This is a genomic window from Vibrio ishigakensis, assembly GCF_024347675.1.
Lineage (GTDB): Bacteria > Pseudomonadota > Gammaproteobacteria > Enterobacterales > Vibrionaceae > Vibrio > Vibrio ishigakensis.
On record NZ_AP024881.1, the window covers coordinates 986,769 to 1,010,082 of the forward strand.

Here is a 23,314-nt window from a genome sequence, read left to right on the forward strand (position 1 = left end):
CTAGGCCTTTTTCTTCGAGAGGTGATTTTTTAATTTATCTCTTATTGAATCCTTATTGCGCGCTAAATCATTATCTAAAGGCGTTAGGTAAACTTTAACTGTAGCTGGGCAGCATATTTCAGGACTCATAACGGTAACCTCGATACTTTTGTTATCGCTGCTTATCACCTTTAGGCAATACCCAATGGCTAACTCGTTCTGAATGATGTCGCCAACCAACTCCAACGCATACTCATAAGCTGCGTACTTTTCGTTTTTATTCATTGCTTGTTACTGCGTTATCTGTACTGGGAATGATTTTTGTGAATTTTTATTCGCTGAAGAAATAGGATATCCACAAGGCGTAACGCAGAGAAGGAATATGGTGAATTACTTATGAGCTCTATGCAGAACTTAAATGAGTATGATTCATAATCAGGTGTAGTAACGGCTGTAGCGCGCAAGATGAGACTTATGAAGAAAAAATGTGTGACTAAGATAGATTTGACGCAAAGATTAAAGGCTCGGAGCAGTTCCGAGCCTTTAATGTTCTAAAATTGGTTTGTTGAATATTTATCTGTTTCCCCGAAATGTGAAACTGGGAAGAGAGCAGATATCTATTGCTTTGACTTATCGCTTCAGGTTCTCGCTAATCTCCTCTTTAATTTGTTTCCATATGTGAAGCTGTTCGTTTTTTGTTACCTGATTTAGCGGCACTTTTACAGTAGCCGGACAACAAATTTCTGGGCTTATTACGGTGATGTCGACATGGGTATTGCTGATTGCAGATACTTCTAGACAGTAGCCAATAGCAAGCTCACTTTGAATGACACTGCTGACTAGATCTAGTGCATAATCTTGGGCTGAATTTGATGTATTCGGTAAAATTATATTATTGATTTTATTAATCATATCCTTGATTTTCCCTAAATCGGATGTAATCAGTTCATTGCTGACTTTACCTTATTTAGAGGCGAAAGAATCCACATTTAGCGACAACCGTTACAATTTGATACATAAGGAGACGTGTCAATGTTAACGATTTTTTAACAATTGTAGATGTGAAGTAGGGGACAAACTCAAACAGAGTGCCTTTGTTACTCACTTTCACCTAGCGCAATACATTTGCTAGGTGAATTGTAACAAGGTGTAAATAAAAGATACAGTCCAGCGTACCTTTTTCGAAAGTGCTAGTTACGGTTAATCCGTCAAAAGATATTTACAATATGCTAACTCTGGACACTATACTTGCCACTTCGAGTGACTAATTATGTGTCTAGAATACAAAGTTAAGCATTACGGTGTAAAGGTTGGCGCTGTCTTCTTCAGGTGTTGATACGAACGCACCGGATGTTCCTCGATAAGCGTTGAAATATTGCCACTCAGCATTGACCGAAACATTGAAGTGGACGTCATATCTCAAACCCAGCAGGTAACTGTCACCTACTTTGTCGTCATCGGCGTTAAAGGTTTGTCCATAGATGAAGTAAGGGGTAAATCTATCAATGTGATAGCTGCTCTGAGCATACCACGATGAGGCAATATCGTTCGTTTGCCCCTCCACGGTAAGGCCAAAATGGCCAAATTCATATTCAGCACCCAGCGAGATAAGTTGAATATCCTGATCTTTAGTCACTATAGTTTGGTCTGGCACAGGTACCAGACCCACATTAGGTATATCTACACTCAAGTTGCGCAGTCGAGTCTCTTGGTCATAGTTAGAATCCAAATAGGTCAGATTCCAACGGTAGTTGTCTCCGCTCAGGACAAAATTGACACCATACATATTGTTGGTGGTGAACTTGAGCTCAGTGTTGCTATTTATCTCAACCTTGCTCTCATCATGGAAGCCAACAAAGGGTGTCGTGGTCAATGTCATGCTGTCATTGAGATCATAATTCCACAGTATCGAGATACCATTGTATGCGGTGATCCCCAATATACTGTCGTAGACTTCATTCGGTGGACGAGCGGGAGTAAAGGCGTGGCCTACATAATAGTACTCTGACGCCAAGAACACCGGCATACGTAATCGGCCAGCACGAAACTCAAACGGCTCGTAGTTATAGGCAAGATATGCCCACTCAAGTTTGGGTTCGCTCCATTCATTTTGCGGGCGTTTCACTACCTGGGCTGACGCTTTGAAATCTTTATAGAAAAAATCTAGCTGCAAGCCAAAGATGGTGTCGCAATCAAAGCAGTTCTCATCGCTGATATTGTGATTGACCAATAGGGGAGTTTCGTTGTCAGATTTTGCCCAAGAGGTTGAGCCGAATCCGCTCAGGGTAAGATTATCCGTTATATCAATGGCAGCGATGCTGGTCGGAGCAACGCAAAGTAGTGCTATGGAAACGAGTGACTTCTTCATGCTATTTCTCCGAATTCAAAATGAAGAGGATGTTTGCGTTGGCGGGAAGGCTGTTGAGAGGCGCATATCCAATACGATTTGGCTTTTCATCCATCCATTTTAAGAGAGCGTCTATGTCCGGGCTGTTGATGACTTTTGGAGGTCGGGCCTTGCCAGAGAAAGAGAGACTGGCCCAGTGAGCATTCATTTGAGCTAGGTTTTTGTTGAGTAGGTAGCGATAAAAATCTGAGCGTTGGCTAGAGCTATCTGGCCAGTCTGAGAGCTCAAAGCGTTTTCCTTGAAGACGCTTGGTTTTGCCCCGATACAGTTGACGAGCCTTAGCAACACTCAACTCATCAAAACCCGTGTCGAGGGAGAAAATCGCATAGTCTTGCTCTGCTGTAGCTTGCAAGCTAAATACAGAGAAAGAAGCGAGCAGTGCGAGTAAACCGAGACATTTTTGCATCCGTTTGTCCTGCTTTTATATATCCGAGAAAACCATCACATCACGCTCTCTATCTGATCGAGCAATTTCTCTTTACGCACAGGCTTAGGTACATAAGCGTCCATGCCAGAGTCATAACAGTGTTGGATATCGTCATCAATAACACTGGCCGTCAGTGCAATGATAGGCGTCTTAGGTAGCCCTTCATCTTGCTCGTAGGCCCTGATTTCTTTGGTTGCTTGAAACCCATCCATTACAGGCATCATGCAGTCCATCAAAATAATGTCGAAGCTGTTATCTCGCTGGAACATTTCTACGGCTATTTGCCCGTTCTCAGCAATTTCGTATTCAAACCCCGCTTTTTGCAGTAATACCGAGGCCACCTTCTGATTGACGATGTTGTCTTCGACAAGCAGAACGCGCTCTGAACGACTCGGTGTTTCTTTGGTTTGAGTTATGGCTTTCTTCGCTTTAGGTTCTGGCGGTGTGGATTCTTTAGTTGCCGTTTTAACGGGAAGGTTGATGGCTTTCTCTATTTTGGTTTTGAGCTGCTCTATCTTGAATGGTTTAGCCATATAGTCATCCATTCCTACATCGAAGCAGGTCTGAATGTCGTCATCCACAACACTCGCGGTAAGCGCAATGATAGGAGTGCGCGTGTTTAGACCGCGCTCTTTTTCTAGTTCTCGGATGGATTTAGTAGCCTTGAAACCATCCATATCCGGCATCATGCAATCCATTAAAATCAGGGCATATCGGTTTTTCTTAAATAGCTCGATAGCCTCAACACCACTGGATGCGCTGTCAGAAGGAAACCCGAGTTTCTTAGCGTGGAGTCCTGCTATTTTCTGATTAACCTTGTTGTCATCCACAATAAGAATTTTGTGCTCTAGGTTCTCGGCTTCATCGCGAGCCGTATTATTCAACTCTGTTTTGAAACTACTGTCACAGCTTTCCAGACCACGTATCAAGCGTTTACCAAGAAGAGGTTGAGTTAAGATGGCCTTTACCTTGTCGGTGAAATCAAACCGTTCACTTTGAAGGTGTTTTACTAAACAGAGGTGCAATTTGTTGTTTTCAGTGATCTTTGCATGCTGTTCAAGGTCAACGCCGAGATTTGGCTCAGTTTCAACAAAGATCAAGGTAACAGGCTTCTCAAAAGACGGAGGCAGTTCGTCTATCTTGGTAAGCGTATTTGCTACCGGCACTTTATAAAAACTAAGCTCATCTAGCATGGAGCCCTGCTTAGCCTTGTCGTCACAAAGTAGCCAGATGTCACTGTGATGGATCTGATTCGGGCTTTGATACTCTTGCTCTACTAAAGGCAGTTCAAGACTAAAGTAGAATCGACTGCCTTTGCCTTTTTCAGAGTGCAGGCCAATTGTGCCGTCCATTAACTCAACCAGTTGCGTGCTGATAGCTAAACCAAGACCAGTTCCTCCAAACTGACGAGTGGTGGAGTCATCTTCTTGAGTAAAGGGTTCAAAGATATTCTTCTGCTGCTGCTCATCGATACCGATGCCAGAGTCTTCAACTGCAAATTCGACCACAGCTTTACTGTCTGATAGCTCGCGAGTTTCTATACAAAGTCGAACGCTACCGGAATCTGTAAACTTCACTGCATTGGAAGCAAAGTTCATGATGACTTGGCGTAGTCTATGGTCATCAGCCATCAATTGGTGAGGGGTATTGGAACTGATGGAAACATCCAGCCCAATACCTTTCTCTTTAGCTTTTGGCGAAACTACGGACGCAATGTCGTAAAGCGAATCGCGAATACAGGTAGAGTGGGGACTGATAAGTAACATGCCTGATTCAATCTTAGAGAAGTCGAGCACATCGTTGATAAGACTAAGTAACAGCTGAGAAGAGGTTTCGATGGTATCTACATAGTCTCTCTGGGTGGCATCGAGTGAAGTGCCAGATAAGATTTCTGAGATACCAATGACACCATTCAGCGGTGTGCGAATTTCGTGAGACATGTTCGCTAGGAAGCTACTCTTGGCCTTGCTAGCGCGTATTGCATCGTCTTTGGCTTGCTCAGCATCTTCCTTTGCTTGGGTGAGTTTCTGGCGAGCCTCTTCGCGCTCACAAGTGAGCTCCTCGACTTTATGAGCAAACTGTCCAAGCTCATCTTTACTCTGAATCTGTTCAGTAAGAGGTGAGTCTTCACTATAGGATTCACGGCCTAAGTAGGCGAGTACCAGATTTAGATCCCCAGTTACCTTTCTGGATAAGCGCACAGCCAGGGTAACCACCAAAATCGTCATCAACAGCATAATAGTGATAAATATGAGCTGCTTCTGAGTCGCTGCTGCGGTTTCTCGCTCAAGGTCTGCTCGCAGTTGCTCTGTGACTTTGTCACTGACTTGTTGCAACAAGGAGAGACGGCCAACCAGTGCGGATAAGCCAGCTGTGATCTCCTCAGGGGACAAGGCACTAAATCCTGTTTGGTCGAGCAAAGTCGTCCTGAATATTTGGCTATCGATAAAGATATCGTTGGTGAAGGTGCTGATTAAGAACGAGACCTGATCTTGATTGGCGTTCAGGTTTACAAAGCGCTCCATAAAGAGCTGTTGGTTTTGGACGAGTGTTTCTATCTCGGTGGCGATTTCAGTGTCGTATATTTGGCTATCCTCGGTAAGGAATACCAGATACTGGCTTAGCTTGTTTTCCTCGCGAGACCAGAACATTAGCCATTCAACCTGCGTCAGTGCCGACATGTGATTTTGAATGTCTGCCGGGGCGCGCTCAAACGACTCATTTTCGATAGCAAGCAAGAGTTGCTTATAGGTATCGGCGCGCCACTCCAATATATCGATACGCTCATAAAGGTCGGTATTGGTAACCAGAGAAACGTTCGCTTCTTCAAAGCTCATCAATAGGTCGGTGACGGCTACGCTGTCCCCCTCAAAGATCTGTGGGGTCTCGTTCACCAATTCTTCGGTGAGTGCTTCTATAGACTTAAGTTTATCTGTCTCATCCGCACGCTCCGGCAAGGTATAGAGATAGGATATCTGGTTTATATAATGAGAGAATCTCTGAGCACGTTCGAGATCCTTCGCTTGCATAGAGAGGCGATATAGCTGCTCACCCTCTAGAAATATAAGCAAGACAATAGGGCAGAACACCAAGCTAAATAGCTTGTACTTCACCGATAGGTTATTCCAAGAAAACAGACTACTCACATTGAACTTCCATATCCAATTGACTGTCGGGCAGTATAGGAGGTGGGAAGGGTTTTCAAAGAAAATTTTATTGGCCCTTGTTTTTATTCACTCAAACTGGGTTTTATCCAAGTTTTGAGATGTTCATAGGATTTTCAATCTTTGTTACCCAAGTGATCTCATGTAGCCTTGAAAATACTCATATTTTATAAATGAGATGAATGAATTAAATTCGTTTGTTCAATTGGCTAGACAATAAGGTTAACAAGGATGTTAAAAAGCAAATACTTCAAAAGAACCCTTCTTTCTACTCTGATCTTTGCAGGGCTTCCTGCGCATAGTGCTGTACTACCAGCAGATGTAAAGCTTGCGGACGAGCAGCATATTGTTCGTGGTAACGATGCTGAGGTAGCAACTCTAGACCCTGCAAATGCGGAAGGTCTACCGGAGATGCATGTGATTCGAGACCTTTTTGAAGGTTTGGTGATTCAAGATAAAGATGGCAACGTGATCCCTGGCGTCGCTACTTCATGGGAAACAGAGGATAACCAGAAGTTTGTATTCCATCTGCGTAAAGATGCAAAGTGGTCCAATGGTGAGTCAGTTACGGCGCATGATTTTGTCTACAGCCTGAAACGTGCAGTTGATCCTAACTTTGCTTCGGCCAATGGTTGGTATCTAAAGCTCACTAAAATTCAAAATATCGATGCCATTATTAAGGGCGAAAAGCCGGTTGATTCATTGGGTGTTAAAGCTCTGGATGATTACACCCTTGAATATCAGTTGGAATCCAAAGTGCCTTATTTTGTGGCTATGACAGGCCACACTTCTATGATGCCTGTGCCTCAAGCGACTATCGAAAAGCACGGTAAGAAATGGGTATTGCCAGAGAACCTAGTTTCCAATGGCGCATTTACTCTGGATAGATGGGTTATCAACGAGCGTATCGAGCTTAAAAAGAACCCTCAATATTGGGATGCAAAGGATACGGTTCTGGACTCGGTGACTTACATCCCGTTTGAAAACCAAACCGCGGCTATGAACCGTTATGCATCTGGTGAGGTAGACATTACGTCCGACGTTCCAAGCCAGATGGCGCCAAAGCTTAAGAAAGATAATCCAGATGCGTTCAAGGTAGTGCCTCTGCTATGTACCTACTACTACGCTTTCAATACCACTAAAGCGCCGTTCAATGATGAGCGAGTGCGTAAGGCCGCCTCTTACACCATGATGCGTGACATCATCACTAATGGCATCACTCAAGTCGGGAATATTCCAGCTTATACCTTTACTCATAAATATATTGCTGGCTTTAAGGCGACTCAGCCCGAGTATGCGAGTTGGACACAGCAGCAGCGTGACGAAAAGGCGCGTGAGCTATTGGCTGATGCAGGATACGGCCCAGATAATCCGCTGGATATTAAGCTTCTGTACAACACTAGTGAAAACAACAAGGCTATTGCGGTGGGTATTGCCTCTATGTTCAGCAAGAACCTAGGCGCTAAGGTAGAGCTAGAAAACCAAGAGTGGAAGTCATACCTGAGTTCAAGAAGAGCGGGCAACTTTGATGTAATCCGTACCTCTTGGTGTGGTGACTATAATGAAGCCTCAACCTTCCTAACGCTGCTGACTTCCGATAGCGATGGCAACTACGCCTTCTATAAGAGCGATGCGTACGACAAGGCTATCAATAACGCCTTGAGTGCTACCTCAGAAGAAGAGCGCTTCAAGTTCTACGATGAGTCGGAATCTATTCTGAGTCAGGATATGCCAATCGCGCCTATCTATTACTATATGCAGGCACGTCTGGTTCGTTCGAACGTGGGTGGCTTCCCAACTAATAACGTTGAGGGGCGTATCTACTCCAAAGATTTGTACCGAATCGCGGAATAGACTTGCCTAGACTGGATATAAACAAATAGCCCAATAATGGATATGCAAAAACTCAGACAACGCTCAGAGCGCGCCTCTTTCATGATTAAGAGTGTCAAATATGGGCAATCGGTTTTAGGAGCGCCCTTGCTCTACTTTCCGTCTCAATCTGGAGAGGAGAGTAGGGGACTGATTATTGCTGGTACACATGGTGATGAGAACGCCTCCATGGTGGCTCTTTCTTGTGCTTTACGCTCCATTCATGCTCAAGATCTAAACCACGATGTGGTGATCTCGGTAAACCCGGATGGCAATCAACTGGGGACACGAGCTAATGCTAATCAGGTGGATCTGAATCGCGCCTTTCCAACCCAGAGTTGGCGCGCAGGTGGCGATGTCTATCGATGGAGCACCAACTGTGATGTCAGGGATGTGAAAGTGAGTACAGGCTCTAGCGAAAGCCGAGAGCCTGAAATCACTCACCTTATCAAGCTGATAGAAGAGCGAGCGCCAAAATTTATCGTTAGCTTTCATGAGCCTCTAGCCTGCATCGATGATCCTGACACTAGTGAGTTGGGGCATTGGTTGGCTGAGAAGTTTGAGTTGCCTATGGTAAAGGATGTAGGTTATGTCACTCAGGGTTCTTTCGGCACTTGGTGTAAGGAGAAAAACATCCCATGTGTGACGGTGGAACTGCCACCTATTTCCAATGATGCCGCAATTGAGGCCTATCTAACTCCGATGATTGAGCTTCTGCAAAAGTAGTTGTGGCTGAGGATAATACTTGATGAACCCCAGTTCCAAAGAGCTGGGGTTTTGTTGTAAAAACGGAAACCAAAGCAGGGTGAGTGGGATGAACATAAAAGGATTTGAGCCTTATGAGCGTGAAATAGCGGAAGGGAACATTGCTATCTATCTTGCGAGTGCTAAGACGCCCGATAAGCCAATCCTATCCATCAATGCCGAAGCCCTCTTTTATCCCGCCAGCGTGTGTAAGCTGTTCTATATGGCTTGCTTTTATGACAAGGTTCAGCGTCAGGAGTTAATTGCAGACGAGGAAGACTGGAGAGCTGTAAAGAACATGGTGGCGTTCTCCTCCAATGATGCGACTGGGTATATGGTTAATCGACTTTGTGATACCTCTTCGGGCGCGAATCTTTCTGAAGCGATGCTCAGCTCTTGGGTAGAAAAGAGAAAATCTACTCAGCGTTGGCTCGAGCAAACCCATCAGAGTATCCCGAGTAAGCAGTACGCTCTTTACCACTCTACTGTTGATGAAAGCCCTTATGGCCGAGATAAACAGGCAAGGAAAGTATTAGGGGGTAACCTAGTTTCTGCCTACGCTTGCTCACAGATGATGGCCAAGATTTTTGACCAAAACTGTTATCAAGCCGAGATGCGTGAGCAGATGAAACAGTTACTCTCGAAGCACACTAACGAAAACAGACAAGCGGCAGATGGGCTCGATCAGGTGAATGACTTTATCTGTGGCAGTTTGCCCCTTGGTACCAAGTGCTGGAGCAAGGCGGGGTGGACCTCATCGGTAAAACATGAAACGGCTTTTATTTCATTGGATGAGGGAGACTTTATTATTTCTGTTTTTACTCAAGGAGAGGAGCTCGCTCAAAAACCACAAATTATGCCTGATTTAACTCGAAGAGCACTGAGGTATCTAGATTGAATTTCAGCGTAGAAAACAAAAAAACCGCCTTCAAAGGCGGTTTTTCTTATTTAAAAGTAATTACTTATTAAAGTTCATCGCCATAGCAGCTGCGATATTACGTGAGGTCATCTCAACGTTAAATGCGGCTTCTTTAAGTGCGGTTGGAAGGTCAGTTGCGCCAAGTACCACGCTGTAAGCGGCGTCGATGCCGTGCTCATGAACCACAGCGCAGTCTTTAGCTGTGCTACCGGCAATGGCAATAACAGGGATGTCGTATTGCTTTGCGGTGCGAGCCACGCCAATCGGCGTTTTGCCGTGGATGGTTTGGCTGTCGATTCGGCCTTCACCGGTAATGACTAGGTCAGCGTCTTTGACTACATCGCTTAGGTTTACTGCGTCCATCACGATTTGGATACCAGGGCGAAGCGAGGCATCAAACAGGCCAAGTAGAGCCGCGCCGAGACCGCCGGCAGCACCTGCGCCAGCCGTGTTCACCACATCGCGACCATTGGTAGCTTTGATGACCTCAGCATAATGCGCAAGGTTCGCATCTAGGGTTTGAACCATCTCAGGGGTTGCGCCTTTTTGTGGGCCAAATACATGCGATGCGCCTTTCTCACCGCACAGTGGGTTGTCCACATCACAAGCCACTTCTAGCTTGATATCAGCTAGGCGAGGGTCAAGGTTAGACAGGTCGATGCTAGCTAACTTGCTTAGCTCACCGCCACCAAAGCCCAGTTCATTGCCATCTTTGTCTAGAAGCTTAGCGCCTAGAGCCTGAGCCATACCGATGCCGCCATCGTTTGTGGCACTGCCACCGATACCTACGATGATGTGTTTTACGCCGCGATCAAGCGCCGCTTTCACTAGCTCACCGGTACCAAAGGTAGTGGTGATGAGTGGGTTACGCTTTTCAGGCTCAACTAGGTGAAGACCTGATGCCGCAGCCATCTCGATGATAGCGGTAGAGCCATCACCCATTAGGCCAAAGAAGCCTTCAACGCTCTGACCTAGCGGGCCAGTAACTTGATGGGTAACTATAGAGCCCTCAGTTGCATCTACTAGAGATTGAACCGTGCCTTCACCGCCGTCTGCCATTGGCAGTTTGATGTACTCGGCATCGGTAAAGATTTTCTTAAAACCTGCTTCGATAGCTTCGGCCACTTCCATCGCCGTTAGGCTTTCTTTATATGAATCTGGAGCAATAATAATTTTCATCTTGATACCTTAAACAAACAGACCGAACACACCGAACATCATCATAGAAATGAAGGCGATAACGAGACCAACCGCTGACTCATAAGGGATGAGTTTTAGGCGCTCACGAATGTTCATGTGAACCGCACCGCCGGTTGCGTGGAAGAAGCTGCCGTGAGGCATGTGGTCAAGCACTGTCGCACCTGAGTGAATCATGGCTGCACCCGCCAGAGCCGGAACACCAAGCTCTAGGATGGTTGAAGCAAATACGTTAGAAGCAACCGCAGTACCTGCTGTGGTTGAAGCGGTCGCCAGCGCCATCATGGCACCAGAAACTGGCGCAAGTACGAAAGATGGCAGGCCAGAAGCGGCTAGAACATCAATCAGGCCGTCTTTAAGACCAGAGTTTGCGATGATGCCCGCTAGAGTACCTGTACCAAGAAGCATTACTGCAACTGGCGCCATGCGAGATAGGCCTGATACTGCAAAGCGGTTGGTGTCGGTGAAGCGCCCCATGACTAGAGCACCCATTAGGCCACCCAATGGCAGTGCAATTAGAGGGTCAACGTTGATGCCAGCGATAGGGCGAAGCGCAAGAAGCGCGATAGCCACTAGAGGAGCAACGATAGCGGCACCAAACTTAGGCAGAGTAGAGTGATCAACCGATACTACTTCGTTCTCTGAAACCTTAGAGCCTTTGTTGATAAGCTTCTTCGCTAGGAAGTAAGCAAAGATCATTCCGCACAGACCCGGGATAACGCCGGCAGCCATAACAGAGGTTAGTGGAACATTGAATGCGTCAGCCGCAGCGATAGCGTTAGGGTTTGGAGACATTACGTTACCCGCTTTACCGCCACCAACCATGGCAAGCAAGATAGCGGTTTTAGAGATATCTGCGCGGCGAGCGATAGCCAGTGCGATGGGCGAAACGGTAATTACCGCCACGTCTACGAACACGCCTACAGCGGTTAGGATCATAGTCGCAATAGCCAGTGCCAATAGGGCACGGGTTTCACCGACCTTCTTCACTATGGTTTCAGCAATAGAGGTGGCTGCACCAGATTCGATAAGTACGCCAGCCAGCACACCTGCTGCTAGGATACGAAGCACAGCAGTAACGATGCCTTGTGCGCCGCCAATCATCAGGTCAACGGTATCGGTAAGTGAAACACCACCTACTACACCACCGACGAGAGCGCCGATGATCATGCCGTAAGCTGGTGGAACTTTTTTGAGGATAAGAGCGATTGCAACGACCAGTGCCGCCAGTGCTCCTAAGGTTGAAACTTCAATCATGGTTAAGTTTTCCGCGAGATTTAAAAATTTGGCTGGGGTTAGCCCCAATGAGCGGAAGATTAGCCATTCAAGGGTCAGTTTTCTTTATGCGAACTGACGAATTTATTGATGTTGAATATGGTTAATTTGTGCGATTGCACAAATTAACGCTCTCGTTACAAACATTTTAACGCAAGATAAAGCTGTACTTTTTCATCTAAGTTATTGATATTCAATGCCGTTACCTGCTCTATCTTATCTAGGCGATATCGCAAAGTGTTACGATGAATATGGAGTGATTCACAAGTTTGAGCCAGATCGCAATTTTGCTCGAAAAAGGTGCGTAGCGTCTTTAAAAGCACGTTTTTACTGTCAGCCACAATCAATTTATCGATAGGTTCTTTGAGTTGTGTGGCGCGCCATGGGTCATGTTTGATGCTACTGACCAGCACAGAGAGCTTTCTATCTTGATAAAACAGAATAGGACCATCGCTTGGGTGGCTACTCTCTATAGTCGCCTTGGCAGTCTCATAGGACTTAGCCAGACCAACCAGCCCAGGGTAGTAATCACCGATCGCCATCTGAATAGAGAAATCACACTCGTTGTCGATACGTTTCAAAAGCTTAGCAACTCGCTTCTGCTCCTCTTTACGGCTCCAGTTGTGATTGACAATAGTCACAGGCTTAAGCACCACGATCTCATTCATCGACACCGAGGCAATGCCAACTATATTGTCGCGCTCTGGATATTCGAGAAGATGAACCAGCTTTTGCAGATGCTCCAAAGTTACTGGCTCGCCGGGCTCTGGTATTACCTTGATAACGGTTGCCACGCGAGGCTGTGCAAGGTCGAGATCTAGCCTTTGCGCGATGGAAAGTAGCTGGCCTTCATTTAGGCTAGAGCCCTCGATGAGTTGCAGAAGCAGTTCTTCACGGTGACGCTTATTCCACTGAACCTGAGACATGAGTGCTGCTTGTTCAACGATAAGCTCAGCGGTCATTTTTACTAGCTCACCATAACTACGCACATCATCAGGTGTGCCGGAAACGCCCACTACACCGATAACCTTCCCATCATAAATAATGGGCAGGTTAATGCCTTTCTTTACTCCAGATAGGGTAGAAGCCACAGAATCGTTGATCTCTAAGGTGCGGTTATCACGAATCGCCAGCAATGCCCCTTCATGGGTCTGATGAAGACGAGATGGGTCGCTTGAGCCAATAATCACCCCGTTTTCATCCATTACGTTAATAGAGTATTTGATGATCTTCTTGGCGCGGTCGACGATCTGTTTGGCGATAAGGGAGTTAAGTTGCATGGGCTGAACTAATAGTGACGGTTGGGTTGAGTATACCTGATTCGCTGAAAGGGCGAGCTAAACATATTGCTTCACGAACTCGATGAAGGTGCGGTCGGCAATAGATAAATAGCCGTTCTTACGCCAAGCGAGAGAAAGTCCAAGATTGACTGGTTCATCAAAGGGTACGCCTACGACATCCTTCTCATGCTCGGTTACTAATTTAAGTAGCGCCGTTATGGCAAACTCATGCTTCACTATGCTGAGTATCATGGGCAAGAGATTGGTTTCAAAAGAGAACTTCATCTCTTTGTCGTGCTCAAGGGCTTTCTTCTCCACAAAATCACGATGGAAATAACCAGGCTTGAACATCGCCAGTTCATGTTCAAAGAACTCATCAAAGCTGATACTTTTTCGCTTGGCTAGAGCGTGCTCTGGCCCCAACACGGCCACCATCTCAACGTTCAGCAGGTGGTCGGTCTCCAGATCGTCCGGTACGTTTTCATTGTTGATAACCCCAATATCCAACTCGCCATCTAATAGCATCTTTCGAATAGAGCGAGTACCCGCATCAATCAAGGTGAGCTTTAGGTTAGGGTAGTGGGATTTAAACGCCATCAACACCTGAGGAAAGAAATACGAACCCATCATGCTAGGAGCGCCTAGTCTTACCTCGCCTTTTTCAAGACCTCTTAGCTCATCGATAGCAAGTTTGGCATCATCGATTTGTTGAAGCACTCGCTTGGCGTGTTCAAACAACACCTTACCCTCATCGGTAAGGGTAACGCTTCGCTCTTCACGGCGAAACAGCTCCACCCCAAGCTGCTGCTCGAATTTCTTGATGGAGATACTCAGCGCCGGCTGAGCAATATGCAGCTCCTTGGCCGCCTTAGTAAAATGACCAAGCTCTGCAACGGTAACAAAGTGCTTTAGGTGTCGGGAGTCCATTCGCTACCCATATATAGAATATATAGTTTCGATATTTTTAATATATTTCATTAATTAAATGGTCGCTGATATTTTTGTCACATTAATCGACTGAATTACCAAGGCCACGCCTGCAATGATTGAATTGGGCATCCAAGACTACCGCCGCGTCACCCTAAGCCTCGCACTAGGCTCATTCATTGTGTTCTGCAATCTGTACCTATTCCAACCAATGCTTCCCTATATGGCTGAGCACTTCTCGGTATCGGAAACCCAGATAAACTGGCTGTTTGCAGCAACTACCTTGGCATTGTCCGTAAGCCTAGTTCCTTGGGCGGTAGCGTCCGAAGCGGTAGGTCGAAAGCGTGTCATGTTCGCAGGCCTTCTCGCCATGCCGGTCATTGGCTTAGGCATGCTTGTCTCGCCATCCCTCATCAGCCTAGTCATCATGCGCGCCATGATGGGAGTTGCACTGGCTGCTTTTGCCTCAGTTGCCGTGGCTTACATGGTGGAAGAACTATCACCAAGAGCTTTTGGACAGGCGATAGGGGGCTATATAGCCGCAAACTCACTTGGTGGCATCACCGGGCGTATCGTAGGAGGCACCTTAACCGACGCCCTAGGCTGGCAACAAGCCATTATCGTCATGGCGGTATTTACCCTAATTGCAGGCATCCTTGTTTGCTTGATGCTTCCAAAACAAAAGCACTTCACCCCGCAAAAAGGCATGCTCCGCTACCACAACCGTGCACTAGTGAAGCACCTCCAAAACAAAACCATCTGGCTAGCAATGCTCATCGGTGGCGTTAACTTTGCTTTGTTCGTAAACCTCTACTCAGTAATGGGCTTTCGCTTGGTTCAAGAGCCACACTCACTACCAATCGGCTTAGCCTCACTAATCTTCCTTTGTTATCTACCTGGCACTCTAAGCTCCAAACTCACCTCAGTTTGGAATAGAAACAATCAACCAATATCAGGAATGGTCTGCGGAACTGTTGTTAGCTTGCTGGGTATGCTGGTGGCTTATATCGACCTCATACCTTTCATGGTCTTAGGACTGGCTCTAATAAGTTGCGGCGCCTTCTTCACACATACCTTGGCTTACGCATGGGTAAGTCAGAAAGCGACCAGTGCCAAAGCGACTGCTACTGCGCTTTATCTTGTTCACTACTATGTGGGCGGAAGTTTGGGTGGGTTCTTCCTGATCTACTGCTGGCAAAATGGTGGGTGGGGTTATGTGATTGGTGGTGGGTTAGTTTTGTATATGGTGGCGTTTGGGCTTTGTTATTTACTTCAATCGGTCCATCAAAGTTCTATCGCAGTAGGACATAATTTGGAGCCTAAGATATCACATTGAACAGCGGAACCTCTGCCTAGCTTCTAACTCATAAATGCCCCAAACTTTGTTACGACTGATCAAAGACGAAATAGCCTCAACTTGAAATACATACTCTAGCCATCCCTGGTTTGTGAAATTTTATATTTATTTCCAAGTTTTCGATATGAGAATTATTTATTTAATTACAAATTGAAGCAGAGGTCATTACTTAATTTTAAATATGCCTCTGCGCAATTATTTAACAGTCATTTATAAGAAATCGAGAATAACCAAAGCCGGGAGTTGCATCTGACTATACTGATAAATTTCTGACTGTAATGTATATTTAGTAAAGTTATCACATTATATAGTAATATACCTTTATTACCTCAATGCAAATACCTAAAATAGCTATTTAAGTCTATAAAAATCTCATGTTGAAACTTAAAAATCATCAAAATAGGAAAAACTTATATGGGGAGTATAAATAGCAACTAAACACACCTAAAGTAATAGCCACAAAATTACTAAGTTTTACATCATTAATGTATAACGATAAAGTTCTAATTACAAACGTTATAGTAACCCCTAAAAAGATCAAACCCAAGATGTAACTAATTACAATGATATGGATGCTGTCAATATTTACGTTAGAGCTCAATGCTATTCCTTTAAAAAATCCAATGCTTGCAATCAAAAAGGACTTAGTATAGTTGTCAGTTTTTGAAAATAAGCTAAGGTAGGAAACGAACGCTAAACAGAGATAAGTATATTCAGAAGCTAATTTAGGGTCAATGTAATATATTTTCCCTCCTACATAAACTGACCCTAAATAAAATAGTGCGATAAATAACGAACTACTAAAAACAAGTGCCTTCATACCTAGACTAAAAAAAACCAAAGCAAAAGCAGTCATCACAAATTCTACTTCTGTAAATATTGAAAGTTTGCTATGTGGATTAAATCTTGATAGTAAATCAGTTGCTTTTATTTTTCCATCAAAACTAAAGTAGTTTTGGTGTTCTAGTCTAAATGTGTTCTGTTCACCCAAATAATTTCGATAGTGAACAACAATATTCAAATCTAGCCTGTCATGCGGATAGTCTAGGTCAATCCTAACTCCATTTATATCACTTTCACAATCTAGGTTATATAATTGTTTGATAGTAGATGTATTGTCACAACTTGATGGGAATACTAACTTTGGTATATTCTCAATGCGGAGTGATGCACCTGGTGTAACAACAATATCATATTTTGTAGGTTGGCTTTCATGTACTGCAATATATATTGACTCTACTGAGTGAGCAGAAGAATAACTACTAATTAAAAGAAGTAATAATGATAGAAGTCTTAATATTATACTCAAAATTATAACTCCGATTCAATCATCACACGATAGTGTTTTTTCATTTTCTCTATCTTTTCGTGATATTCTTCCTTAAGTTTCAATATTAGAAAGTCATTAAATACCTCCTCAGAGACCTCTTCATAACTTTGAAGTCGACCAGGACTATAGTTGGTTATATTCATATAGTGCCACCCATGCCTTGTCTCAAATGGGCCCAACCATTCATTATCTTCATTAATGCTATCAAATATAATTTTTGCGCTGTTCATACCGAAGATGTTAATAAGTCGTTCTCTATTCGCTTTTGTTATTGTATTTGGCATGTTAAATACAGTTGATAACTCCGATGCTTTCTCTATAGAAAAGTTATCAATTGATTCCTTACTGGCTGGACTTTCTAAATTAATAACCGTCAAGGAAATTAAATCATCAACTCGATATTTCTGAGGTTTACTTAGGTAGAAGTTTCTAAGTGTCTCATTGTTGATTTTAATATCAGCGATAAGAGAAAGCTCTAAACTATTTCTTGCTCTATCTATTATTATGCTTTTGATACTTGGATCTGTCCTATAAATTTCCTTGTTCAAACCATACTGAAACAATATTTCGTCGTGTATGATTTTGTCATAAATACTGTCACTTTCTTTTTGGTTAAATGATTTGGTTATTTCGTTTACCGTCTCTTTTTTTTGTACATTATGGTTTATGTGAAAATACTCAAATATCAAGTTATCATCAACGATAATTATTTCTCGATTAAATGAGATGCTCTTTATTATCAAAAGTAAGAAAACTATTAGGAATGTCGTGAGTGCTAAAGATTTGTGAAGTTTCATGTCAATACTAATTATTAAAGAGGGTAAGATCCTTACCCTCTGGAAGAAGATGCGTTTAATTATTTTATGGCTAATTCTTTTTTACTAGAGCATATTTACCATCTTTATTCGCTAGGAACCAAATCATGCGACTAGCGGTATCTTGTCCGTGAATACGGTACCGTTCTACATCATTAAGGTGGTCTATATCGCTTGGTAGTGGTTTACCCGCCTCTAGGAAATTATTGCTATATGGAGAATTTGTGTAGCCATCAGTATAGGCTTCTGATACCCAGACTTTATTGATGTCATCGTATCGAGCTGGCTCGACACTATTGATGTCAACCCCTTCAGGTACGATAAAGCTTAAAGAGAATAGATCTCCTATGACATCATCAATATATGTATCTAGCTCTTTTCCGTAATCTATTCGCGAAGGACTAAATCTTTCATATCCATTAGGCATAATTTCACCATAGGCATTTGTTTCCGTACCACTTTGCTGCTGAGTACCACTTACAAGAAATATATCTGTGACAGTGTCTTCCGACTCCAAGTCAGATATGAAAGACAGCTGTAGCATTTTGTCCAAATTTTGTTTTTTTGGTAACGCCCATGCATGTGGATTACCCGTTGAAGATCCACGACCTGTATTTTCAAACGTATCGAAAGTAAAGTTATTATAGCGAAGTATGCTTACTTCTGTCCCTTTATAGCCATCAGTTTCAGTCGAACGTAATATTAGTGAGCCCACATTTGAATTATTATGATTTTCACTATCTATAATTCTTGTATATGCTCCTTTCACTTTCGTAAACTTATCAATAGTTTTCCATTCATGACCTTCATGATCAAAAGCATCCCAGGCTTCTTGTTTTTCAAACTCATCCTGATCTTCAACTGTATAGGTATGTGAAGTTTGCTTTGCAATGTAGTCAATTTTATTACCGGAAAACTTCAGTATTGAACTATTTAGACTTGTTGTAGGAAGTCCCTCTTGAGTGTGTCTTGATACTAGTCTTTCATTGACTGCCTCATCACCAGCATAAGCACCAGCATAATAACGACTAAAGTACTCTTTGTATGAGGCATTTCCAGATACAATCTGGTCAAAATACTCTATTGGTTGATTCTTGATTCTTGATTCTGTCTTCAGTCAATTTTCGGGTTTCGTCAATAAGGATAGCCGAACGAGAATATTGATGGTCATGACCAGAGACATACAAGATATTATTGTCAGCTAAAAACTTTTGAATTCGCTCACGCTGTTTAATTCCAATCTCATTAGGGTCTCCATCCCAAGCTCCATTGGTTGCTTTATCAATATTTTCTCGCTGGCCTGGATAGTAACGTCCAAATAAAGGTTCATGAGTCATTAAAATAATATGGTCGACTTCATCATGATACTTGGCTACCATTTCCTTCATCCAAGGGAATGCAGTTACAAATGCAGACTTACCTGAGTCAAATTCATATTGATTGTTATGAATGTAAACATCTACTGAAATAACCAATATATTCTTATACTTATATGCATAGGTCAGGTTTTCATACCCAGGTAAATGTTCAGCATCCTCTATCAGGTGACCAACATTTTGGATGTAAATGTTGGATCCTCCATCAGGTAACCACCATTCATTTTCGTGGTTACCACGAACAGGTAACACTTTCATGTTATTTGTGTTCGTATAATTGTTCATCACTCGTAACCAATGGTCATACTCTTCTTGAGTATTCGTATTAGTTAAGTCACCTACTGCCAGAACTAATTCAACGCCCTCATTTGCATATCGATGCATAAGTCCATCTTGCAGTAACCAAGCTTGACCGCGTGCTTGGGTGTCTGGCATCAGACCGACAACTATTTCCTCATGATCGTTATTTAAATCATACGCATACTGACCTGTGCTAGTCACAAAATCTGCACTCGAAGCGCCATAGCGAACAGCTGCACTCGCTAGGTTGATAGCATCAGAATAAGTAACGACATTATTTCTATCAAATGTTCCGGTATCGGAAAGTGAGTCAACTATATTGTCTAAGCCTTTAAGATGAAGGTCACCCCAAGCAGCACTTTGAGTGAAATGTCCAATGGCATACCCAACTTGGCTAACGTTTTTTAACTTTGGTGATGAAACTCTATTCAAAACTTGTACATCCGCAGGCAGCATGTTCATCAGATTTTGATAGGAACCATAGTCTAGTCTATTCTCAATCACATAATTCGTTATCCCAGTTGTAAAGGGGTTGATAATAAACTCTTCAGCTTGTCCTCCTTTTATAAGGATACTCAGTTCTTTCCCAACGAAGCTCACCTGATGATCTCGCGTCTCATAGATACCATCTTTATCCAGTACACCGCCACTGACGGTAATAAGGTATGTTTCTCCTTCAATAAGAGAGTTCTCACCACTGAAGACTAGTTGGCCCAACTCTCCAGTCTTTGTTGTTTTATAGTCTGAGCTATCTAGGCTTTTCGCAACAACCTGCCCGTTTAGCACAAAATCATCTATCGCGTAGCCTATAGTCGGAATTTCCTCTGCTTCGTTTTCATTATTACTACTATTACAAGCAGTTATAGCTACTAACGAGAGGGCCAATATTCTATTTTTCAAGTTCACTTCTCACTTTTGTTGTATATACATCAAAAAGGGGAATGCTAGATTGTGTTGATTAAGGATTTATTAAAAATTTCAATGACTTAATGAATATTGTGTTAATCTTTTAAGTAATAGAGTCTACAAATCGTCATTAAACTCCACCGTCTAGTTCTGGTGTATTTTCTACTAACTCAATATCTGGGGTGATGGTTGGCAGGATGTCTAGCGCGATCACTGGTTATTCATACTTTTGACTGGCTGGAACTACGTCTGGCCGGTTGATGATGAGCGGCACTCGGATACCGCCTTCATAGGTATCGCCTTTGAAGTCGGGGAGATAGAAAAGATAGGTAGTTTTGACCGATGTCAGTGAGACTCTATAAAACGCGGTGCTTAGATTCGAACAATGAAAACTAGAAAAGAGCTCTTAATCAAGAGCTCTATATTCATTGTAAGTGTTTGTCTAAATTAGAACTTCCAAACAATACCAACTTTCGAGAAGAAGATGTCTTGATCTGGCGCGTTGCCTTTGCTTGTCTCTAGCATCTTGTATTGAATATCAGCCAATACAGAGAAGGTGTCATTAATAGGCAGTTCTGTATATAAAGCGTAGATATTGTAGTCGTGCTTCATCTGACCGCCTGCGCCTTCTAGCCAACCATTCTCATAGCGAAGTTCCAGATAATTACCGTTGTCAAAGCTGAACTGAACTAATGGTTTGAATGCAAACTCTCGGTAGTTCCAGTCGTTGTCCACATCCACATACAGCACTTTAGCACCAAGGTTGATGTTATCGGTTAGGTTGTAAAGGTATAAAGGTTCAGTTTCGATAAATGAGCCGTTGTCGCCATGGTTATCTTCATAACCCAGTTCCACGTTAACGTGTAGGAAGTGATCCCCAAGATCGAAATCTAGGCCTGGTTTGAACTTGTATTTGTCGTAGTTCCAACCGGAACCATTACCGATTACTTTCTCATAAGCCATAAAGAGGTTACCGCGAATATTCTCACTGATAGGGAAGAAGAAGGCTGGGATAAGTTCGGAGTAGTTTGCTTGGCCTACAGAGTTGCCATCGTACTTGAAGTGAATTTCTTTTAGTACGTAACCCATGCTGAAGTAATCAGTTACTCGTGTGAAGCCATCAGCATAGATGTAATGAAGATATTCGGTATTACCTTGTCCATCAGGGTTAATGTTTTCATATTCGATACCGGTCAATGCGCGAGTACGAGTCGGAATGTCTCGATTTTCAACGCGCTCAATCTGAGTCTCGTAATCATACTGCTCTTGCATACTGTCGATAGTATTTAGATTGGCAAGTAGCATTCCATCGGTCGCTTGATTTTGTTCAACGTCAGCAAACGCCCCAGCTGAAACAAGAAGGCCGGAGAGTAGAAAAGGTGAGTGTTTTTTAGTCATTTTAACCACGTATGTTGTAATTTGGATAGCTTTATTTGAAACGTTTCGATTGAGATACTCTGATTTATACATTCGTAATTCAAATGGTTGTGGCAAAAATGTGACTCACTTCAGAAACAAAAATTGAACAAAGTTGCTGGTCTTGGTGCAAGTTATTGATATATATAGAAATAAGTTTGATTTCAGATACGTTGCTGTGAAGTGATTGAACCAAGATATTGACTGTTGTCACAGAATTGAAATCGAAACAATTTGTTTCACACGCTTCTAACCCTATGATTTATAGGTCTATTTACCTTTCTATTCCAAATGGAACTTTCCTAGTAGAACCTTTGTCACCCCTTGTACAATAAGGGCTCAACAATACATTTATACATAACCAGTATGAATGGAGTTGAGTAGCGATCTACATCACGCTTTTGTGCTGAACAGGGCTTGGTGCGGTTGACCAAAACAATTTTCAGGTTATCTTTGTTGAAACGTTTCTACTCATAGAGGAAGCAGACATGGCGAGTGTCAAACTGCAGGAAATTAATAAGGTATATGAAAATGGATTTCATGCTCTTCACGATATCAATCTAGATATCCAAGACGGAGAGTTTATGGTTTTGGTGGGGCCTTCTGGCTGTGCTAAATCCACAATGCTGCGCATGGTCGCAGGATTAGAGAGTGTATCGGACGGCGATCTGTCTATTGGTGAGCAACTTTGTAACGACGTTGCGCCTAAAGACCGTGGTATAGCGATGGTTTTTCAAAACTATGCGCTATATCCACACATGACCGCCTACGAAAATATGGCATTTGGTCTTGAGACAGCTAAGAAGCCAAAGGCTGAGATTGAGCAACGTGTTGCGGAAGCGGCTGAGCTTCTGGAAATCACAGACCTGTTATCAAGAAAACCAAAGCAGATGTCGGGTGGTCAGCGCCAGCGTGTTGCCCTTGGTCGTGCAATGGTTCGTAAGCCAGAGGTGTTCTTATTCGATGAGCCTTTGTCTAACCTAGATGCGAAATTGCGCGTTTCAATGCGTATGCGTATCAGCAAGCTTCATCAACAGCTTAAGCAAGCCGGTAACCCAGCGACCATGATCTATGTAACTCATGATCAGGTGGAAGCCATGACCATGGGTGACCGTGTTTGCATCATGAACAAGGGGCGCTTGATGCAAGTGGATACGCCGATGGAGGTGTATCACAATCCGAAAAACAAGTTTGTTGCTGAGTTTATTGGCTCACCTGCAATGAACATGCTCCCTGGCACGCTAGTAAAAGCTGGTGACAGCATGTCTGTTTCTATTGAAGAGCTCTCTCTTTCTCTACCGCAAAGCAAACAAACCCAAGCGTTTCTTTGGGAAGACAAGTCGGTTTATTTAGGTATTCGTCCTGAGCACCTCGAGCTATCTGACTCGTCGGATAAAGAGGCTATCGCAGTGACCATAATGGCTGTGGAAGAGCTTGGCTCCGAAAAGTTCCTGCACACTCAAGCCGACGGCCACACACTAGTGTGCAAACTGATTAATCATGAAACCCCACTTTCTGTCGGTGAGATTTGTCACCTTCGCTTGAACATGACCAAGTGTCATCTGTTCGACGAAAGCACCGAATTTAATATTTTCTACAACAAGTAATCTTGAAGTTGCGCCT

General features: G+C 43.4%; 19 protein-coding genes. 5 read left to right on the forward strand and 14 right to left on the reverse strand.

All coding sequences use genetic code 11. The features are described 5' to 3' along the window. The 5 genes from Pcarn_RS04575 to Pcarn_RS04595 form a co-directional block, all read right to left on the reverse strand. Positions 1 to 264 (reverse strand): hypothetical protein, encoded by a 264-nt coding sequence (locus Pcarn_RS04575; protein ID WP_261835205.1) that lies wholly within the window; start codon positions 262 to 264, stop codon positions 1 to 3. A 345-nt stretch (positions 265 to 609) separates the two neighbouring features. Next, the gene (locus tag Pcarn_RS04580) at positions 610 to 891 is read right to left on the reverse strand and encodes a hypothetical protein (RefSeq protein WP_261835206.1); all 282 of its coding nucleotides are present in this window, start codon (positions 889 to 891) and stop codon (positions 610 to 612) included. Positions 892 to 1,255: 364 nt separating this feature from the next. Then, positions 1,256 to 2,347 carry an outer membrane protein gene (locus tag Pcarn_RS04585; RefSeq protein ID WP_261835207.1) on the reverse strand — a complete coding sequence of 364 codons (1,092 nt, stop codon included), beginning with the start codon at positions 2,345 to 2,347 and terminating at the stop codon, positions 1,256 to 1,258. A 1-nt stretch (position 2,348) separates the two neighbouring features. After that, a complete protein-coding gene (locus Pcarn_RS04590; protein WP_261835208.1) occupies positions 2,349 to 2,792 on the reverse strand; it encodes a hypothetical protein in 444 nt (147 codons plus the stop codon). A gap of 35 nt (positions 2,793 to 2,827) precedes the next feature. After that, positions 2,828 to 5,959 (reverse strand): response regulator, encoded by a 3,132-nt coding sequence (locus Pcarn_RS04595; RefSeq protein WP_261835209.1) that lies wholly within the window; start codon positions 5,957 to 5,959, stop codon positions 2,828 to 2,830. Positions 5,960 to 6,208: 249 nt separating this feature from the next. On the opposite strand from Pcarn_RS04595, the gene Pcarn_RS04600 reads away from it, so the two are divergent. The 3 genes from Pcarn_RS04600 (at position 6,209) to Pcarn_RS04610 (ending at position 9,491) form a co-directional block, all read left to right on the forward strand. Further along, entirely contained in the window at positions 6,209 to 7,831 is a 1,623-nt protein-coding gene (locus tag Pcarn_RS04600) for an ABC transporter substrate-binding protein (protein WP_261835210.1), read from the forward strand. A gap of 42 nt (positions 7,832 to 7,873) precedes the next feature. Then, positions 7,874 to 8,575, forward strand: coding sequence for a murein tripeptide amidase MpaA (gene mpaA / locus Pcarn_RS04605; RefSeq protein WP_390904480.1), 702 nt, complete (start codon positions 7,874 to 7,876; stop codon positions 8,573 to 8,575). An 88-nt stretch (positions 8,576 to 8,663) separates the two neighbouring features. Then, positions 8,664 to 9,491 carry a serine hydrolase gene (locus Pcarn_RS04610; RefSeq protein ID WP_261835212.1) on the forward strand — a complete coding sequence of 276 codons (828 nt, stop codon included), beginning with the start codon at positions 8,664 to 8,666 and terminating at the stop codon, positions 9,489 to 9,491. Positions 9,492 to 9,551: 60 nt separating this feature from the next. Here Pcarn_RS04610 and Pcarn_RS04615 read toward each other — a convergent pair whose 3' ends face one another. The 4 genes from Pcarn_RS04615 to Pcarn_RS04630 form a co-directional block, all read right to left on the reverse strand. Beyond that, a complete protein-coding gene (locus tag Pcarn_RS04615) occupies positions 9,552 to 10,691 on the reverse strand; it encodes a glycerate kinase (RefSeq protein ID WP_261835213.1) in 1,140 nt (379 codons plus the stop codon). A 9-nt stretch (positions 10,692 to 10,700) separates the two neighbouring features. Next, complete coding sequence (locus Pcarn_RS04620) at positions 10,701 to 11,966, reverse strand: GntP family permease (protein ID WP_261835214.1); 1,266 nt, start codon at positions 11,964 to 11,966, stop codon at positions 10,701 to 10,703. Positions 11,967 to 12,121: 155 nt separating this feature from the next. Then, a complete protein-coding gene (locus Pcarn_RS04625; protein ID WP_261835215.1) occupies positions 12,122 to 13,264 on the reverse strand; it encodes a sugar diacid recognition domain-containing protein in 1,143 nt (380 codons plus the stop codon). A gap of 57 nt (positions 13,265 to 13,321) precedes the next feature. Next, positions 13,322 to 14,191, reverse strand: a complete 870-nt coding sequence (locus Pcarn_RS04630; protein ID WP_261835216.1) for a LysR family transcriptional regulator — start codon at positions 14,189 to 14,191, stop codon at positions 13,322 to 13,324. Positions 14,192 to 14,306: 115 nt separating this feature from the next. On the opposite strand from Pcarn_RS04630, the gene Pcarn_RS04635 reads away from it, so the two are divergent. Then, complete coding sequence (locus Pcarn_RS04635) at positions 14,307 to 15,527, forward strand: MFS transporter (protein ID WP_261835217.1); 1,221 nt, start codon at positions 14,307 to 14,309, stop codon at positions 15,525 to 15,527. A 415-nt stretch (positions 15,528 to 15,942) separates the two neighbouring features. Here Pcarn_RS04635 and Pcarn_RS04640 read toward each other — a convergent pair whose 3' ends face one another. The 5 genes from Pcarn_RS04640 to Pcarn_RS04660 all read right to left on the reverse strand — a co-directional run bounded on the left by Pcarn_RS04640 (position 15,943) and on the right by Pcarn_RS04660 (position 21,673). Further along, entirely contained in the window at positions 15,943 to 16,857 is a 915-nt protein-coding gene (locus Pcarn_RS04640; protein ID WP_261835218.1) for a hypothetical protein, read from the reverse strand. Positions 16,858 to 16,859: 2 nt separating this feature from the next. Then, positions 16,860 to 17,675, reverse strand: a complete 816-nt coding sequence (locus Pcarn_RS04645) for a peptidylprolyl isomerase (protein WP_261835219.1) — start codon at positions 17,673 to 17,675, stop codon at positions 16,860 to 16,862. Positions 17,676 to 17,745: 70 nt separating this feature from the next. Further along, positions 17,746 to 18,462, reverse strand: a complete 717-nt coding sequence (locus Pcarn_RS04650) for a hypothetical protein (RefSeq protein WP_261835220.1) — start codon at positions 18,460 to 18,462, stop codon at positions 17,746 to 17,748. A 301-nt stretch (positions 18,463 to 18,763) separates the two neighbouring features. Beyond that, the gene (locus Pcarn_RS04655; protein WP_261835221.1) at positions 18,764 to 20,269 is read right to left on the reverse strand and encodes a metallophosphoesterase family protein; all 1,506 of its coding nucleotides are present in this window, start codon (positions 20,267 to 20,269) and stop codon (positions 18,764 to 18,766) included. Positions 20,270 to 20,722: 453 nt separating this feature from the next. Next, the gene (locus Pcarn_RS04660) at positions 20,723 to 21,673 is read right to left on the reverse strand and encodes a hypothetical protein (protein WP_261835222.1); all 951 of its coding nucleotides are present in this window, start codon (positions 21,671 to 21,673) and stop codon (positions 20,723 to 20,725) included. A gap of 506 nt (positions 21,674 to 22,179) precedes the next feature. On the opposite strand from Pcarn_RS04660, the gene Pcarn_RS04665 reads away from it, so the two are divergent. Continuing rightward, on the forward strand, positions 22,180 to 23,298 hold the full coding sequence (locus tag Pcarn_RS04665; protein ID WP_261835223.1) for an ABC transporter ATP-binding protein: 1,119 nt from the start codon (positions 22,180 to 22,182) through the stop codon (positions 23,296 to 23,298). Positions 23,299 to 23,314 lie beyond the last annotated feature (16 nt).

Bases quoted from the DNA above. Each gene is read 5' to 3' on its own strand.
- Pcarn_RS04575 (WP_261835205.1), bottom strand. From the start codon at position 264: ATGAATAAAAACGAAAAGTACGCAGCTTATGAGTATGCGTTGGAGTTG.
- Pcarn_RS04580 (WP_261835206.1), bottom strand. From the start codon at position 891: ATGATTAATAAAATCAATAATATAATTTTACCGAATACATCAAATTCA.
- Pcarn_RS04585 (WP_261835207.1), bottom strand. From the start codon at position 2,347: ATGAAGAAGTCACTCGTTTCCATAGCACTACTTTGCGTTGCTCCGACC.
- Pcarn_RS04590 (WP_261835208.1), bottom strand. From the start codon at position 2,792: ATGCAAAAATGTCTCGGTTTACTCGCACTGCTCGCTTCTTTCTCTGTA.
- Pcarn_RS04600 (WP_261835210.1), top strand. From the start codon at position 6,209: ATGTTAAAAAGCAAATACTTCAAAAGAACCCTTCTTTCTACTCTGATC.
- mpaA (WP_390904480.1), top strand. From the start codon at position 7,874: ATGCAAAAACTCAGACAACGCTCAGAGCGCGCCTCTTTCATGATTAAG.
- Pcarn_RS04610 (WP_261835212.1), top strand. From the start codon at position 8,664: ATGAACATAAAAGGATTTGAGCCTTATGAGCGTGAAATAGCGGAAGGG.
- Pcarn_RS04615 (WP_261835213.1), bottom strand. From the start codon at position 10,691: ATGAAAATTATTATTGCTCCAGATTCATATAAAGAAAGCCTAACGGCG.
- Pcarn_RS04620 (WP_261835214.1), bottom strand. From the start codon at position 11,966: ATGATTGAAGTTTCAACCTTAGGAGCACTGGCGGCACTGGTCGTTGCA.
- Pcarn_RS04625 (WP_261835215.1), bottom strand. From the start codon at position 13,264: ATGCAACTTAACTCCCTTATCGCCAAACAGATCGTCGACCGCGCCAAG.
- Pcarn_RS04630 (WP_261835216.1), bottom strand. From the start codon at position 14,191: ATGGACTCCCGACACCTAAAGCACTTTGTTACCGTTGCAGAGCTTGGT.
- Pcarn_RS04635 (WP_261835217.1), top strand. From the start codon at position 14,307: ATGATTGAATTGGGCATCCAAGACTACCGCCGCGTCACCCTAAGCCTC.
- Pcarn_RS04645 (WP_261835219.1), bottom strand. From the start codon at position 17,675: ATGAAACTTCACAAATCTTTAGCACTCACGACATTCCTAATAGTTTTC.
- Pcarn_RS04660 (WP_261835222.1), bottom strand. From the start codon at position 21,673: ATGACTAAAAAACACTCACCTTTTCTACTCTCCGGCCTTCTTGTTTCA.
- Pcarn_RS04665 (WP_261835223.1), top strand. From the start codon at position 22,180: ATGGCGAGTGTCAAACTGCAGGAAATTAATAAGGTATATGAAAATGGA.